General features: G+C 70.8%; 16 protein-coding genes. 8 read left to right on the forward strand and 8 right to left on the reverse strand.

Going from position 1 to position 15453, the window contains the following annotated elements; all coding sequences use genetic code 11:
- Positions 1-68: 68 nt before the first annotated feature.
- Together ACQPYK_RS44775 and ACQPYK_RS44780 are read right to left on the reverse strand one after the other, a co-directional pair.
- On the reverse strand, positions 69-914 hold the full coding sequence (locus ACQPYK_RS44775) for an NAD(P)H-binding protein (RefSeq protein WP_433246181.1): 846 nt from the start codon (positions 912-914) through the stop codon (positions 69-71).
- A 123-nt stretch (positions 915-1037) separates the two neighbouring features.
- Entirely contained in the window at positions 1038-1856 is an 819-nt protein-coding gene (locus ACQPYK_RS44780) for an alpha/beta fold hydrolase (RefSeq protein ID WP_433246184.1), read from the reverse strand.
- Between the two features lie 140 nt (positions 1857-1996).
- Here ACQPYK_RS44780 and ACQPYK_RS44785 point away from each other — a divergent pair, with 140 nt between their 5' ends.
- Positions 1997-2677, forward strand: a complete 681-nt coding sequence (locus ACQPYK_RS44785; protein WP_433246187.1) for a TetR/AcrR family transcriptional regulator — start codon at positions 1997-1999, stop codon at positions 2675-2677.
- Between the two features lie 240 nt (positions 2678-2917).
- On the opposite strand, the gene ACQPYK_RS44790 is transcribed toward ACQPYK_RS44785, so the two are convergent.
- The 3 genes from ACQPYK_RS44790 to ACQPYK_RS44800 all read right to left on the reverse strand — a co-directional run bounded on the left by ACQPYK_RS44790 (position 2918) and on the right by ACQPYK_RS44800 (position 4950).
- Positions 2918-3085: a hypothetical protein gene (locus ACQPYK_RS44790; RefSeq protein WP_433246190.1), complete on the reverse strand. Its 168-nt coding sequence runs from the start codon at positions 3083-3085 to the stop codon at positions 2918-2920.
- A 70-nt stretch (positions 3086-3155) separates the two neighbouring features.
- The gene (locus tag ACQPYK_RS44795) at positions 3156-4151 is read right to left on the reverse strand and encodes an NAD-dependent epimerase/dehydratase family protein (protein WP_433246193.1); all 996 of its coding nucleotides are present in this window, start codon (positions 4149-4151) and stop codon (positions 3156-3158) included.
- Positions 4152-4395: 244 nt separating this feature from the next.
- A complete protein-coding gene (locus ACQPYK_RS44800; protein ID WP_433246196.1) occupies positions 4396-4950 on the reverse strand; it encodes a hypothetical protein in 555 nt (184 codons plus the stop codon).
- 264 nt (positions 4951-5214) lie between these two features.
- Here ACQPYK_RS44800 and ACQPYK_RS44805 point away from each other — a divergent pair, with 264 nt between their 5' ends.
- From ACQPYK_RS44805 to ACQPYK_RS44815, 3 genes are all read left to right on the forward strand, one after another.
- A complete protein-coding gene (locus ACQPYK_RS44805; RefSeq protein ID WP_433246199.1) occupies positions 5215-5838 on the forward strand; it encodes a pentapeptide repeat-containing protein in 624 nt (207 codons plus the stop codon).
- Positions 5839-6059: 221 nt separating this feature from the next.
- A complete protein-coding gene (locus tag ACQPYK_RS44810) occupies positions 6060-6503 on the forward strand; it encodes a hypothetical protein (RefSeq protein ID WP_433246202.1) in 444 nt (147 codons plus the stop codon).
- A gap of 170 nt (positions 6504-6673) precedes the next feature.
- The gene (locus tag ACQPYK_RS44815) at positions 6674-7213 is read left to right on the forward strand and encodes a DUF4262 domain-containing protein (RefSeq protein WP_433246205.1); all 540 of its coding nucleotides are present in this window, start codon (positions 6674-6676) and stop codon (positions 7211-7213) included.
- A 34-nt stretch (positions 7214-7247) separates the two neighbouring features.
- Here ACQPYK_RS44815 and ACQPYK_RS44820 read toward each other — a convergent pair whose 3' ends face one another.
- A complete protein-coding gene (locus ACQPYK_RS44820) occupies positions 7248-8129 on the reverse strand; it encodes a helix-turn-helix transcriptional regulator (RefSeq protein ID WP_433246208.1) in 882 nt (293 codons plus the stop codon).
- 302 nt (positions 8130-8431) lie between these two features.
- Between ACQPYK_RS44820 and ACQPYK_RS44825 the strand changes: the two genes are divergently transcribed.
- Positions 8432-9199: an SDR family oxidoreductase gene (locus ACQPYK_RS44825; protein ID WP_433246211.1), complete on the forward strand. Its 768-nt coding sequence runs from the start codon at positions 8432-8434 to the stop codon at positions 9197-9199.
- 103 nt (positions 9200-9302) lie between these two features.
- Here ACQPYK_RS44825 and ACQPYK_RS44830 read toward each other — a convergent pair whose 3' ends face one another.
- Positions 9303-9899: a TetR/AcrR family transcriptional regulator gene (locus ACQPYK_RS44830; RefSeq protein ID WP_433246214.1), complete on the reverse strand. Its 597-nt coding sequence runs from the start codon at positions 9897-9899 to the stop codon at positions 9303-9305.
- Between the two features lie 65 nt (positions 9900-9964).
- Between ACQPYK_RS44830 and ACQPYK_RS44835 the strand changes: the two genes are divergently transcribed.
- The 3 genes from ACQPYK_RS44835 to ACQPYK_RS44845 all read left to right on the forward strand — a co-directional run bounded on the left by ACQPYK_RS44835 (position 9965) and on the right by ACQPYK_RS44845 (position 13800).
- On the forward strand, positions 9965-11527 hold the full coding sequence (locus ACQPYK_RS44835; protein ID WP_433246217.1) for an MDR family MFS transporter: 1563 nt from the start codon (positions 9965-9967) through the stop codon (positions 11525-11527).
- Complete coding sequence (locus ACQPYK_RS44840) at positions 11524-12438, forward strand: NADP-dependent oxidoreductase (RefSeq protein WP_433246220.1); 915 nt, start codon at positions 11524-11526, stop codon at positions 12436-12438. The genes ACQPYK_RS44835 and ACQPYK_RS44840 overlap by 4 nt, the downstream gene beginning before the upstream one ends.
- A 297-nt stretch (positions 12439-12735) precedes the next feature.
- On the forward strand, positions 12736-13800 hold the full coding sequence (locus tag ACQPYK_RS44845; protein WP_433246223.1) for a cobalamin-independent methionine synthase II family protein: 1065 nt from the start codon (positions 12736-12738) through the stop codon (positions 13798-13800).
- A gap of 203 nt (positions 13801-14003) precedes the next feature.
- On the opposite strand, the gene ACQPYK_RS44850 is transcribed toward ACQPYK_RS44845, so the two are convergent.
- Positions 14004-15446 carry an FAD-dependent monooxygenase gene (locus tag ACQPYK_RS44850; protein WP_433246226.1) on the reverse strand — a complete coding sequence of 481 codons (1443 nt, stop codon included), beginning with the start codon at positions 15444-15446 and terminating at the stop codon, positions 14004-14006.
- Between the last annotated feature and the right edge of the window lie 7 nt (positions 15447-15453).

Below are 15453 nucleotides of genomic sequence, written 5' to 3' on the forward strand. Positions count from 1 at the left end.
CAGTCTCCCTGCCGATGGCGGTCACACCGCGAAGTCGATGGTGACCATCACCGTCGAGCCGACGGCGGTCACATCGCGAAGTCGGCGGCGTGGTCGGCGGCCCACCGGGCGAACGTGCGGGCCGGGCGGCCGGTGATCTTCTCCACGGTGCCGCTGATCGGTGCGGGCGTGCCGACGTGTCTGGCCCAGTCGGCCAGCAGCACGTCAGAGGGGGCATAGGGGCCCATCGCCTCGCGGGCCTCGTCAGGGGTGATCTCCTCGTAGCGCAGCGGGCGGCCGATGGCCTCGCCGATGAGCTTGATCTGCTGGACGTGGGTCAGGGATTCCGAGCCGGTCATGCTGTAGACGGCTCCGGCGTGCTCGGCCGAGGTCAGTGCCTCGACCGCCACCGCGGCGAAGTCAGCCGGGTGGATCGGGGAACCGGCCGCCTCGCCGTACGGCCCGCGCACGACGTCACCGGCCTTGACCTGTCCCGGCACGTCCAGCGCCCACTGGATCGCGTTCGCGGAGGCCAGCTCCAGTCGCAGGAAGGTCCATTCCAGCCCCGAGGCGGCGATCTCCCGCTCCAGATCCGCGTGGAAGGCGGCCACCTGGTCGGGCTGCTCGGCGGCGTCGTCGTCGATGGCGCCGGAGGACTGGAAGACGATCCGGCGGACCCCGGCGTCCCTGGCCGCGGCGAGGAACGCGGGCGCGAAGTCGGGGACGACCGCGAGAAGGAACACGGCCGAGACCCCTCGCATCGCGGCCTTGAGGCTGTCGGTGTCCGCCAGGTCTCCGACGGCGATCTCCACCCCGGCGGGGAGTCCCGCGGCGTCGGCGTCGCGGGTGAGCGCCCGGACCGGCTGCCCGTCGGCGAGGAGCTGCTCGACGATGGAGCGGCCGACGGGGGCGGTGGCGGCGGTGACAAGGATCATTGCGAGGCCTTCCTTCGTTCGATGTGCCTCCGACACTAGAAGCCCATTAGGAAGACTTTGTTCCTATTCGTTCCTGTTGTTCAGGCGAACCGGTGACCGTGCCGGCGGACACCCGCGCCCGGGTCATTCCGAGGCGTCCAGAGACCGGAGGAACTCGCGGACGACCTTGGCGAACCCCTCGGGGTCGGCGGCGTAGACGAAGTGGTCGGTCGCCAGCTCGGCGAAGTGGGTGTTCGGGCGACGCTCGATCATGGCCTGGGCCTGTTCGGCGGGGATGACCCCTTCGGTGCCCCGGACCAGGAGGGCCGGGCAGGTGCCGGCCAGCCAGTCGCTCCAGTGGTCGCCGTGCACCAGGTCCTCGGAGTCGACGATGTCCTGGGGGTGGAAGGGCAGACGCCAGGTGCCGTCGGGGTTCTCCCGCAGGGCCCGGCCGAAGAAGGGGCCCATCTGGCCGAGACCCTCGATCAACGCCTCACGGGTGGGGGCTTCGTAGGGCAGGGCGAGCACGAAGGCCAGCGGGTTGGGGCCGTGGAGACCGAGGGAGGCCGCGCCTTCGGCGTTGACGAAGGCGCTGACCCGCTCGGGGTGGCGGGCGGCGAGCTGGTAGGTGTTGATGCCGCCGAGCGAGTGACCCAGGATCACGGTCCGGTCGAGGCCGAGGTGGTCGAGCAGGGCGACGACGTCGGCGACGTAGCCCTCCCGCGAGTAGTCGGCGGCCCGGTCCGACTCGCCGTGGCCGCGCTGGTCGGGGGCGATGACCCGCCATTCGGGGGCCAGCGCGGCGGCCAGGTCGGCGAAGCTCGCCCCCTCGGACATGTGGCCGTGCAGGGCGACGAGGGGACGGCCGGTTCCGCCGAAGTCGAGGTAGGACAGGCGGCGGCCGTCGATGTCGAACTCGGCGTGGACGGGAGTGCTCGCCTGGGAGGTGACGCCCTGGTTCATTACTGCCTCTTTCGGATGGCTTCGCGGCTCTTGCTGACCTGAACGCTACAGGCGGGTTGCGCGCTTGCGCAATACAAACGTCTTAGGCATTTGCTCTAATCGCGGGGCGGCGTTTCTCACCAGGGAAGTAGCATCCCGGTATGGGAAATCGTGAGGACCTCCTCGCCGGCGCTCGGCGCTGCCTGGAGGAGAAGGGCTGGGGACGGACCACCGTCCGCGACATCTCGGCCGCTTCCGGAGGCGTCAGCATGGCCGCCATCGGTTACCACTTCGGTTCCCGGGAAGCCCTGCTGAACGCCGCGCTCATCCAGGCGATCGACGAGTGGGGCAGCGAGACCGGGCGCACCCTGGCCTCCTACGGCGACCCCGCCGCCACCCCTGTCGAGCGGTATGAGGCCATGTGGATGCGGGTGATCGAGTCGTTCAGCACGCACCGCAAGCTGTGGATCGCCACCGTCGAGGCGCTCCTGCAGGCCGAACACTCACTTGAGCTGCGGCAGTATCTGGCCGGCGCCCAGCGGGAAGGACGACGCGGGCTGGCGGCGACGCTGCTGGGCTGCACGGAGGACGAGCTCCCGGACTCCACCGTGCGCACCCTCGGCTCGGTGCAGATGGCGCTGCTGTCCGGCGTGATGGTCCAGTGGCTGACCGACCCCGAGCAGTCGCCGTCCGGCCCCGAGGTGTTGGAGGGACTGCGCGGCATCATGGCGAGCATCGGAGCGATCGGCGGGAGACAGGACGGCGAGAAAGGACAGGACGGCGGGAGACAGGACGAGGGGGAAGAGCGGACCGGCTCCTCCACCGCCGACGGCCACGGCTGAACGGCCGCGCGGCCGAGCACGCGTCTCGCGCCGTAGTCCTCCCGCGTGGGCTCTCCCCGCACGAACTCCCGCGCGGACCCTCCCGCGCATCGGGAACAGGCGCGGGCCCTCACGCGCATCGGGAACGTGCGGCGGCGAGGCGCCGTTCTCCGCGCGGCGCCTCGCCGTACAGCCCGCCGTACAGCCAAGCGCGCGGCGACGAGATGCCGTTCTTCGCTCGGCGTCTGGTCGCCGGAGGCGTTACTGCTTGAGGTTCTTGCGAAGCGCGGCGTAGTAGATCGCCACCGCCATGCCACCCACCAGGGCGACCGCCCGGACGGTCGTCCCGCTGGCGCCGAGGACGGCGGCCAGCGCCAGCGCAGCTCCGAAGACCATGGGAACGGCGAGGTCGAGGGTCTTGCGATTCACGATTCTCCCTTTTGCCGCCACTACGCGGCCTCGTCAAACGAAGGCGATTCTCCCATGATTCGGGCGTTTGTCAGGCGTTCCCGTCGAGCACCCGCTTCTCCTTCACGGGGTCGAGCCCGACCTGGGGCCTGTCGGACCGCAGTCGCGGGTCACCTTCCGCTTGGAGCCAGGTCCAGGTGTCGGCGACCGTCTCCTGGACCGGACGGCAGGTGAGCCCCGCGTCGTGGACGGCGGAGACGTCCCCGTTGTGCATCCCGCCGTACTCGGCGTCGTCGGGCACCCAGATCGGCAGCTCGGTCCATGGACTGATGCCCGCTTCCGCGATCACTTCGGGAGCCGTCCAGACCAGTTCGGCGTCCGACCCGATGACCTTCACCGCCGTGTCGAGCAGCTCGCCCATCGTGGTGTGACCGGGGTGGCTGACGGCGTTGAAAGCGCCGCCGACACCGCGCTCGGCGGCGGCGAGCATCCACGCCGCCAGGTCTCTGGCATCGATGTACTGGAGCGGACGGGTGGGGTCGCCGGGTGCCAGAACACGCCCGCCACGCTGGATGCGGCGCAGCCACCAGGGCAGCCGCCCGATGTCCTCGTAGGGGCCGAGGACCAGCCCGGCTCGGGCGAGCAGGGCCCGGTCCCCGAACGCCCGCAGGACGGCGAGCTCGCCGCCGCGCTTGGCGACGGCGTAGTCCTCGACGGCGTCGTCGTCAGGATCGCCGTCGACCAGCTGGGCGCGTTCATCGACGCCGGACGGCATCGGCCACCCGTAGACCGATCGGCTGGACACGTATCCGTAGTGGCCGGCACGGCCGGCGAGCAGCCCGCACGAGTCGCCGATCACCCGCGGCGCGCCGCTCCAGGTGTCGATGACCGCGTCCCACTCGTGCGCTCCGAGCGCCCGGCGCAGTGCCTCGGGGTCGGTCCGGTCCACGAGGATCGCGTCCACCCCGATCGCGGCGGGCCCGCTCGTGCCCCGGTTGAGCGTGGTGACCTCGTCGCCGCGCATCAGCGCCGTCTCGACGACGGCCCGTCCTACGAAATGCGTTCCACCCAGTACAAGAACTCTCATATCGGCCATCCTGGCTCCAGCGGAACCGGCGACGCCTCGAATTCACCACGGGCGTAGTCACGCCGTCGTCGACCGATGAGGCCGGCGTTCCCGGCGTCTCGGTCCGGGCGTCTCGGTCCGGGCGTCTCGGTCCAGGCGTCTCGGTCCAGGCGTCTCGGTCCAGGCGTCTCGGTCCAGGCGTCTCGGTCCGGGCGGTGGGTGGAGGTCGCGCCGGCTCCGGCCGGGCAGTGGTGAGGCCCCCGGATCAGCCGGCGCCGGGGACGGCGACGTTCTTCTCCTTGAAGTCGTAGCCGTTCCTGGCGGCGCTCCGCTTCAGGACCTCGAAGGAGTTCTTGCTGGCCTCAAGGTCGGCTTCGGTGGCCGTGCCGTTCTTCAGCTTGCCGGTGAGGTCGGCGAAGCTGTCGCTGACCGCCTGGACGCCCTTGCACAACGTCGGATTGGCCATGGCGAAGCGCTTGGCGACTTTCAGCTCGTGCGCGGCGAAGAGAGCGGCCACCGCCGCCTTCACGAAGGTGCGCTTGCGCTTTTCCGCTCCGGCCTTGAAGCCGCCGCTGCGCAGCGGTTTGTAGATGTAGCGGTAGAACGCCCCCAGCGCGAGGCCCGCGTGTAACGCGAAGCGCGTCTTGGCGAACCGCTTGGTGTTGCCCGCGACCGGGCACTCCTCGCCGGCCTGCCGGTCGGTGGCCGTCGTCGCCGGCGGGACGGTCGCGACCACCGGACGAACGGCCACCCCGCTCTCCGGCGTCAGGATGGCGGGCCGGGCGCCTCCACAGCCACCGACCAGTGTCACCGCCAGCATCACCGCTATCGGAACGGCAGCGAGCCGAGATCTCCGTATGGCCATTTTTCCCCCATGGAACTCATGGCGCTACGACCTGCGCCCCCCTCCCGTTCCCTTCGTGGCCATTTCAACACTTTTGGTAATGATCGCAGGCCGCCTCGCGTCCCGCCCGGGGAATGTCGGACCGGGGCACTACCTTTGCAGGGCCTGCCCCGGCTCCAACAGAACGTCCCGGACGGGACGCGAGGCGGTGATCCCCATCCGGCACGAAAGGCACGACGAATGACGGCTGAGCGCAAGTACGGCGTGCCCGCGCCCGAGACCCACACGACCATCCGGTCCGAGGACTGGGACAGCGAGGACCTGTCGGGGCAGAGCCACGAACGGGTCGCCTTCATCGACGTGGACATGACCGAGACGTCGAGCCGGGGCGCGCTCTTCCACGAGTGCACCTTCACGGGGGTCCGGTTCAACGCGGCCGTGCACTCCGACGCCGCGTTCACCAACTGCACCTTCAAGCGCTGCACGTTCTTCGACGCCACCTTCACCGGCTGCAAGTTCGTCGGCAGCGTGTTCGACGCCTGCACCTTCGACCTCCTCAAGGTCGCCGGCGGCGACTGGTCGTTCGTCGGGCTCCCCGGAGCCGACCTGCACAGCGCCTCCTTCAGAGACGTACGGATGCGCGAGGCCGACCTCACCGGCGCGCGCTGCGCGGGGGCCACACTCCGCGAGATCGACCTGTCGGGTGCCTGGCTGCACAGCGCCGACCTCTCCCGCGCCGACCTTCGAGGAAGCGACCTTTCCGCACTGGACCCGTTCGTCGTCAAGCTGAAGGACGCGGTGATCGACATACGGCAGGCCGTCACGATCGCCACCGTGCTGGGCCTTGAGGTGCGCTCCGACTGAACCGGGGGCCGATCCGGCGGGGGCCGCCGGATCGAGTCGTTCCCACTCGCCCAAAACGAACCCTCATCGAACATGTGGCGTTCAACGACAATCCGCTTCGGCCTGATTACCATCAGTGATGATCATTTGCTTCCTCAGCCACCATGACAGGCGTTGATCGCACCTGCGAACAGCGCCCCTCCGAGGTCATGACCGCCGAGGATCTGACCGAAGGAGAACATATGTCCATCGTGAGGTCCACGACCGTTGCCCTGTCCGCCGCCTTGGCATTCGGCGCCACACTGATGACAGGGGTGAGCGCGCACGCCGAGGACCGCCCGGTCGCCAAGCAGGTGTCGGCCGAGGCGTCGTCGTCGAAGACGACCCAACGGATCGCCGCCGGGAAGACGAGGCCTGGACAGGGCTGGATTTCCTACGGAGGCAACACCGGCCTCTACATCGACGTCGACACCACCTCCGCGGCGTTCACCGGCAGTCCTGTCTACACAAGCTCTGTCGGTGGTAGCGGCGACCAGTGGGCGCTGACGGGCACCAGTGCCGTTTACACTCCCACCGCGACCGGATTCCGCGTGTACGTCCGCTGGAGCGACAGCAGCCCCATCACCCCCGCCACCGCGGAGACATTCCAGTGGTACGTCAACTGGATCGGCGTCGACAACCCGTAAGCCCTGCCGTCACCACGCCCCCGTCTGCCCGACCGGCCGGGCAGACGGGGGCGTGGTGCGCCCGGTTCGCGAACCCGGGGGTGCCCGGAAACGGCCCAGACGTCCCCGTACGGCGGGCATCATCCCTGGCCTGGCAATTTCCTCACGCGCCGACCATTACCCTCGATACCATGTTCGACCAGCTTGAATGCCACTGTCTCCTGTGCATCGAACGCGACGTGGAGCTCGATGAGGCCGACCGCAGCACGATGCGGCATGTCCGGGAGCGCGGGTGGGCCGTCATCATGATCCCGGAGGACGAGGACGGGCCGGGGTGGGCGTTCACCGTGGGGCTGTGGCACACCTTCCGCTCACCGGAGGCGGCGATGTTCGGGCTCCGGGTCGAGGTGATGAAGAACTGCCTGAACACCCTGGCCGACGGGGTCGCCGCCGGTCGCCATCTCGTCGCCGACCAGGAGCGGGACGACGTCATCAGGAATTACTCCGTCGTCACCAAGACGGTGGACACGAGCTGGTACCGCTCGCTGTTCGGCATGGCCCTGCACTTCTACCAGGAGCCCCCGCTGCCTTTCATGGAGGTCGTCTGGCCTGACGCCGGAGGCCACTACCCGTGGGATCCCCGTTCGGCGCCGGGGCTGCGCGAGCTCCAGCCGTCGTTGTGGATTCCGAAGGACGACCACGCCCCGGGACCGTGGACGAAGCTGCCCTGAGGCCCTCGGGGGCCGGGCGGTCAGGCCCGGGTGATCAGACCGAGGCGGACGCCGTCCCAGAGGCCACCGCATCACTGAGGGGCGCCGGCCCGCCCGCATCCCCCGTGAGAGCGGCGAGTTTGCGCGCCGCGACCGATCCCGGCACCGCCGTGTACACCACGATCAGCTGGTCGGCGTCGCCCGGCAGCGTGAGCGTCTCGTAGCCGACCTCGAACTCCCCGACCTCCGGGTGGCACAGCAGCTTCGTGCCGTACGTCTTCTCCGTGACCTGATGCTCCTCCCACAGCCGCCGGAACGTCGCGTCACCCGCCGACAGCTCCTCCACCAGCGCCGCCATCCGGCCGTCGTCCGGATGACGGGCGGCCTCCAGGCGCAGGTAGGCGACCGTGTCGGCGGCGACCGCCGCCCAGTCGGGGTAGCGGGCGCGAGCCGCCGGGTCCAGAAACGCGTGACGCACCATGTTGCGCGCCCCCGGGGCCATCGCGGAGAAGCCGATGACGGCGTCCGCGGGAGCGTTCCAGGCCAGCACGTCCATGCAGCGGCCCAGCACGAAGGCGGGCGTGTCGATCATGTCGAGCAGCACCCGGACACCGGGGCGCGCGGGCGTCTGGGTGGGCGTGTCCGCCACGCGTGACGGGCGGGCCAGGTCCAGCAGGTGTTCGCGCTCCGTCCGGTCGAGCCGCAGCACCCGGGCGACCGCGTCCAGGACGGTGTCCGAGGCGTTGTGCCCGCGCCCCTGTTCGAGGCGGATGTAGTAGTCGACGCTCACGCCCGCCAGTTGCGCGACCTCTTCACGGCGCAGCCCGGGCACGCGACGGCGGCGGCCGAAGACCGGCAGGCCGACGTCTTCAGGCTGGATCCGAGCGCGGCGGGAGCGCAGGAAGTCACCGAGCCGGCCGAGGGAAACATCGCTCATGAACCGGACTCTAGACGCCGTCACGAGAGACACCGTCACGAGAGATGTCCTTACGGGAGACACCGTCACAAGCGACACCGCCACGAGAGATGTCCTTACGGGAGACACCCTCACGAGAGACACCGTCACAAGTACCGCCGTCACGAGCGAGCGCCGGGACGGTGGTACTCGCAGACCCAGGAAAACCGTTGCCCTGGGCCGCCTCCGCGCGTGCGGGCACAGTTGCAGACGTGAGCCGGAACGCCCTCGGGAAACACCCGCTCACAGGCATGACAAGGACAACAAGCACAGGAGCACACGTCATGAGCACCACCTCCCTGTCCGGCCGTACCGCCGTCGTCACCGGTGCCGCCAGCGGCATCGGCGCCGCCACCGCCCGGCTTCTCGCCGCCCGAGGGGCGCGCGTCGCGCTGCTCGCCCGCCGCGAGGACCGGCTGAGGGAGCTCGCAGCCGGGATCGAGGCGGACGGCGGCCGGGCCGTCGCCGTCACCGTGGACGTCACCGACCAGGATTCGGTGGACGCGGGCGCCGATCGGGTACACGCCGAGCTCGGCCGGGTCGACCTGGTGGTGAACGCGGCCGGCGTCATGCTGCCCAACCCCGTCGACGACGGCCGCGTCGACGAGTGGAGTCGCATGATCGACACGAATGTCACCGGGGTCCTGCGCGTGATCCGCGCCTTCTCCGCCGATCTCGTCGCGGCGGCCGCCGAGGGCCTGACCGCCGACCTGGTCAACGTCTCCTCGATCGGCGCGCACGTCACGTTCCCGAACTACGCGGTGTACGGCGCGACCAAGGCGGCGCTCACCCATCTGTCGGCTTCGCTGCGCGCCGAGTACGGCCCGCGCGACGTCCGCGTGACGAACGTCGAGCCCGGCCTGACCGACACCGAGCTCGGCTCGCACATCGACAACGCGACCCTCGGGCTGGACGGCCAGCTGGGCGAGATGGTCGACGCGATCGGCCCGCTCGCGGCCGACGACGTGGCCGATGTCGTCGCGTACGTGTCGAGCCGTCCCCGGCACGTCAACCTGCGGCAGGTCATCGTGCTGCCGACGCGCCAGGCGTGACGGCGGGCGGCGCGGGCCGCCGGAGGCGGGGGAACGGGGAGCCCGGCGGCCGGTCCCCCTCGGAACGCGTGCCGAAAGGGCGGAGGTGACGGCGCACCGGACCCTACTCGGCGCGCAGCACCTTCATCAGCTGGTCGCGGACCTGGGCCCGATACTCCTCGGAGAGGGGGTCGACGCCGAGGATCTCGCGCACGTGCTCGGGCAGCGAGATCGGGGCGAAGGTCAGCACGTAGGCCAGCAACAGGACGAACCCGGGGTCGAGGTCGCCGGTGAGCTCCCCGCCCTCCTGGCGCCGTCGCATTCCCTCGACCGCCTGCCGCAGCCCGGCCCGCTGCGTCGCGGTCATCCCCTCTCCGTCGCCGAGCGCCTGCCAGATCACCAGCCGCGACCAGTCGGGCTGGTCGAGGGTGGCATCGAGGTAGGTGGAGAACGACTCGGCGAAGGAGGCGTCCGGCGGGACGAGCGCGGCCTCCCGCTCCGCCCACCGTCTGCGCAGCTCGTCGAGCAGGCCCTGTTTGCCGCCGAAATGGTAGGAGATGAGCTGCTGGTTGACTCCGGCCCTGGTGGCGATGCCCGCCGTACGGGCACCGGAGTAGCCCTTGGCGCCGAACTCCTCGACGGCCGCCTGCAGGATGCGCTCTCTGGTCCGCTCCGCGGACGCGCCTCGCTCGTCCTCCACCACCGCACGACGTCTGGCCATGCGCCCATGATAGCGATTCAATCGCTCAGTTGACAAAATTCAATCGTTTAGTTGAATATCGACTCGTGCAACCATCTCATCGGCAGATCCTGACGATCATCAGTGGGCTGATGCTGGGCATGTTCCTGGCCGCCCTCGATCAGACGATCGTCGCCACCGCCATGCGCACCATCGCCGACGATCTCGATGGCCTCAGCCTGCAGGCATGGGTGTCGACCGCCTACCTGATCACCTCGACCGTCTCCATGCCGCTGTACGGCAAGCTGTCCGACCTCTACGGACGCAAGCCGCTCTTCCTCGCGGCGATCTCGATCTTCATCGCCGGCTCGATGTTCTGCACACTCTCGACGTCCATGTACGGCCTGGCGGCCTTGCGCGCCGTTCAGGGGCTGGGCGCGGGCGGCCTGATGTCGCTGGCCTTCGCGATCCTGGCCGACATCGTGCCGCCACGCGAGCGGGCCAGGTACCAGGGCTACTTCCTGGCGGTCTTCGCCACCTCCAGCGTCGCGGGGCCGCTCATCGGCGGCTTCCTGGCGGGAGGCGCCGGCTGGCGGTGGATCTTCGTCATCAACGTGCCCATCGGTCTGGCGGCGCTGTACGTCGTGGCACGCGTGCTCAACGTCCCGCACGCCAGACGCGACCATCGCGTCGACTGGCTGGGCGCCGTCACCCTCGTGACGGGTGTGGTCCCGCTCCTGGTCGTCGCCGAGCAGGGCCGCGGATGGGGCTTCGGCTCCGGTGCGGCCGTCGCCTGCTACCTGCTCGGGGCCGCGGGGCTGGGCGCCTGGCTGCTGGTCGAACGGCGGATGGGCGACGACGCGCTCATCCCGCTACGGCTGTTCCGCGGCGCCGCGTTCAGCCTGGCGGCCATCGTGACCCTGCTGCTCGGCGTGGCGATGTTCGGCGGCATGATGACGATCCCGCTCTACTTCCAGATCGTGCGCGGCGCGAGCCCCACGCAGTCCGGGCTCATGCTCCTGCCGCTCATGGCCGGGCTGGTGATCGCCTCGATCGGCTCGGGCAGGGTGATCGCGCGCACCGGGCACTACCGGATCTTCTTCGTCGTGGGCACGGCGCTGATCTCGTTGGCATCGCTCTCTCTCCATCTGCTGCTCGACGTCGGCACGCCGCTGCCGGTCCTGTCGGCGCTCCTGGTCCTGCTGGGCCTCGGGCTGGGCGGCTCCATGCAGCCGCTGACCCTCGCCGTGCAGACCGCCGCACCGCCCCGCGACATGGGGGTCGCCACCTCCTCGGCCACCTTCCTGCGGCAGATGGGCGGCACGCTGGGCGTGGCGGTCTTCGTGTCCGTGCTCTTCGGCACGGTGGGCGACCGCATCGCGAGTGCCATGGCGGCGGCACTGCCGGACCCGGGCTTCCGGGCCGCACTACGCGCGGCGGGCGGGCGGCTGCCCACCGGCGTGATCGACGACTCGTCTTTCCTCCACCTGCTCGACCCACGCCTGGCCGCGCCCTTCAAAGTCGGATTCGCCGCGGCCATGCGGCCGGTCTTCCTGCTGATCGCGATCGTCGCGGCGGCGGGCTTCCTGATGGCACTCCTGGTCAAGGAGCTGCCGTTGCGCACCATGTCGGGCCTGCAGGCCCGCGAACACGAAAGGACCACGACATGAGCAAGACCGTCGTCTTCTCCGAATACGGCACGCCGGACGTGCTGAAGATCATCGATGTCGAGCCCGGCGAGCCCGGTCCCGGCCAGGTTCTCGTCCGCGTCAAGGCCGCGGCGGTCCAGCCCTTCGACAACCTCTTCCGCAGCGGCCAGACTGCGCAGTGGGTGCCCGCGCACTTCCCGCAGACGCTCGGCAACGAGGTCGCGGGGATCGTCGAGGCGACGGGTCCCGGGGTCACCGAGTTCGCCGTGGGCGACGAGGTGCTCGGCTGGGTGACGCTGGCCGCCTTCGCCGAGCACGCGATCGTCGGCGTCGACCAGCTCGTGGCCAAGCCCGCGGGGATGCCCTGGGCGGAGGCAGGCGCGCTGTCGGCCTCGGGGCAGACCGCGCACACCTCCCTGCGCGAGCTGGGTGTGAGCGAAGGCGACACCGTGCTGATCCACGCGGCCGCCGGTGGCGTCGGCAGCATCGCCGTACAGCTCGCCGTCGCCTGGGGAGCGACGGCCATCGGCACTGCGAGCGGGCGCAACCACGAGTTCCTGCGCTCTCTCGGCGCGATCCCGGTCGTCTACGGCGACGGCCTGGCCGACCGGGTGCGCGCCCTGGCACCGGGCGGAGTCGACGCCGCCCTCGACGGCATCGCGACCGAGGACTCCCTCCGATCCTCCGTCGCGCTGGTGAAGGACCCCGCCCGCGTCGGCACGGTCGCGTTCAACCCGCTCGCCGAGGAGCTCGGCGTGCGCAGGCTGAGCACCGAGCGCTCGACCGAGCGGTTGACCGAGCTGGTCGACCTGCACACCGCCGGGAAGCTGCGCGTCGCGATCCACCGGACGTATCCGTTGAACGAGGTCGCCGAGGCGCACCGCGAGGTCGAGACCGGGCACGTCCGCGGCAAGGTGGTCCTGACCATGTAGGCCGTACGGGCGTGCGGACCGTACGGGCGTGCAGGCGGAACGGGAGCGGCCGTGGGCGGCGGCCGCCCTCGGCGCGGCGCGGTCGGCGCGATGCGATGCAGTGCGGTCGGCGCGGTGCGGTCGGCGCGGCGCGGCGCAGTGCGATGCGGGGCGGTCGGCGCGGTGCGGTCGGCGCGGCGCGGCGCGGTGCGGGGTGACGTAGTGAAGTTTCCCCGGCTACTCCGCCAAAGCCATATCCGAGAGCACTCATATCCCTAAGTGATTGATAAACAACAGATCGTTATCTAGTCTCACGGCATGGAGATCCCTACCGAACCGATCGGCAGCATCCCTCGTTCTCCCGCCCTGCTGGCCGCGCTGGTCGACCACGCGGCAGGCCGGATCGGCGACGCCGAGCTGGCCTCGCGACAGGCCGAGGCCGTCGCCGACACCGTCGCGCGGCTGGAGCGGCTCGGCTGTCCGGTCCTCGTCGACGGCGAGCAGTCCAAGCCCAGCTTCGTCACCTACCCGATCACCGGGCTGGAGGGGCTCAGCCCGGACGGGGCGGTCATCCCGTTCGCCGACGGGCACACCCGTCAGCTGCCCTGCCTGACCTCCGGGCCGTTCCGCTACCGCGTCCACGCCGCGGAATACCTGAAAGAAGCCAGGCGCCACACCCGGCTGCCGGTCAAGCAGGCGGTCATCGCCCCGTCGGCGCTGAGCCTGCTCTATCCGGCCGGCGGCATCGCCGACTACCCTCGCAAGGTCTTCCTGGACGACCTGGCCGCCGAGGCCGAGGCCGACATCCGCGGCTGCCTCGACGCGGGTGCGCACGCCGTGCAACTGGACTTCACCGAGGGACGGCTGTCGCTCAAGCTCGATCCCAGCGGCGGGCTGCTGGATGACTTCATCGCCCTCAACAACCAGGTGCTGGAGCGCTTCAGCGCGGCCGAGCGGGCCCGGATCGGCGTGCACACCTGCCCTGGCGGCGATCAGGACTCCACCCACAGCGCCGACGTCGACTACGCCGACCTGCTGCCCGAGCTCTTTCGGCTGCAGGCCGGCAACTTCTACGTCCAGCTGGCCGGCGAGCCCGACCCTGCCCGGGTGCTGGAGATCATCGGCGCCCATCTGCGACCCGGGACCAGGGTCTTCGTCGGGGTGACCGATCCGATCGATCCCAAGGTGGAGACCCCCGAACAGGTGCGTGACCGGGTGCTGCTGGCCGCCCGGCACATCCCGGTCGAGCAACTGGGCACCTGCGACGACTGCGGGTTCTCCCCATTCGCCGACGACACCTCCACCTCCCGCGAGATCGCCTTCGCCAAGATCGACGCCCGGGTACGGGGAACCGCGCTCGCCGCGCAGGCCCTGGGCGTCTGACCCGCCGGCCCTGCCACCCCTGATCCGCCTGCCGGTGGCAGGCGGATCAGCCAGGCCGGCAGGATCGGCCAGGTCAACATGGCCGGCCGGGTCTGCGGGGCCGGATCGACAGGGCCGGGGCTGCGGGGCTGGGCCGGGGTTGCGGGGTCGGGGTTGCGGGGTCGGGGTTGCGGGGTCGGGGTTGCGGGGTCGGGGTTGCGGGGTCAGCCGGGTTCGCCGGGTTCGCCGAACCAGCGGCGGAGCGCGGCGCGCAGGGAGGCGGCATCGCCGGGGGCGCACCAGGCGACGTAGCCGTCCGGGCGGATGAGCTGCGGTTCGCATCGCGCCCGTACGGTGTCGACCCGGCCGGCCCATCGTGCCACGACGTCCACCAGCTCGTCCCCCTCGTCGGGGGACCCCAGGAACAGGGGCCTGCCCGGACGGAGCAGCTCCACCAGGCTGACGTCGCCGTCGGCGGTCTTGAGCTCCATGTCCGGGGCGAGCCGGCCGGCGCCGGGATGGCCGACGTCGTAGGCCGTGGCGGTGCCGCTGATCATGCCGCTGAGATGGTCGTTGACCTGCTCCAGCCGCATGAGTTCGGTGAAAAGCTCCCGCAGGGGGTCGACGCGGGGATCGGGGTCGGCCAGGGCGGTCTGCGCGCGGACGTTCCACAGGACCCGTGCCGCCACCGGGTGCCGCTCGTCGTGGTAGGTGTCGAGCAACCCGTCCGGAGCATGCCCCCGCACCTGGGCGGCGAGCTTCCAGCCCAGGTTCACGGCGTCCTCCATTCCGGTGTTGAGTCCCTGTCCACCCCAGGGGAAGTGCACGTGGGCGGCGTCCCCGGCGACGAGCACGCGGCCCCGGCGATAGCTCTCCGCCTGCAGTGCCGCGTCGCCGTACCTGGTCAGGCCGCGCGGTTCGACCATCCTGACCGGGTGACCGGCGATGTGCTCGACCACGCTCCGCAGCTCCTCCAGGGTCACCGGGGCCTGCCGGTCGGCGTGCGGGCCGCGGAAGTCGTAGGTGCCGATCCGGCTGTGGCCGTACGTGCCGCCGCCCCAGACCATCAGCCACCCGCGCGGGGTGCGGTGCCAGCCGCCGGGCAGCGGATCCAGCAACCGGACGTCGCCCATCAGAGCGGCGACGCCCGCCGGGGTTCCGGTGAACGGGATGCCCGCCAGCCCGCGCACGGCGCTGCGGGCGCCGTCGGCGCCGACCACGTAGCGGGCGGCCAGCTCGTACGGCCCGGCCGGCCCGGTCACGGTCAGCGTGACCCGGTCGGCGTCCTGGACGAGGCCGACGACCTCGTGCCCCCGCCGGATCTCCGCGCCCAGGCTGACGGCGCGGTCGGCGAACACCTGCTCCGCCCACGCCTGCGGGCTGCCGACGATGCTCGGCCCCTCCCCGGCCACCGCGCCGAGGTCCAGCTCGAACATGCCGGAGAAGTGGAAGCGCACACCGCCGTAGGAGGAGCGGCCCACCGCGTCGAGCAGGCCCCGGCGGTTCAGGCTTTGGGCGGTCCTGGCGTGCAGCGTGCCCGCCTTGGACTCCCCCGTCGGGGTGGGAAGCCGTTCCAGGACCACCGGCCGGACGCCCTGAAGGGCGAGTTCGGCCGCGAGCAGCATGCCGACCGGACCGCCGCCGACCACCGCGACGTCGAAGCTCATGGGAATC

This window comes from Streptosporangium sp. CA-135522 (assembly GCF_050949235.1).
GTDB lineage: Bacteria > Actinomycetota > Actinomycetes > Streptosporangiales > Streptosporangiaceae > Streptosporangium.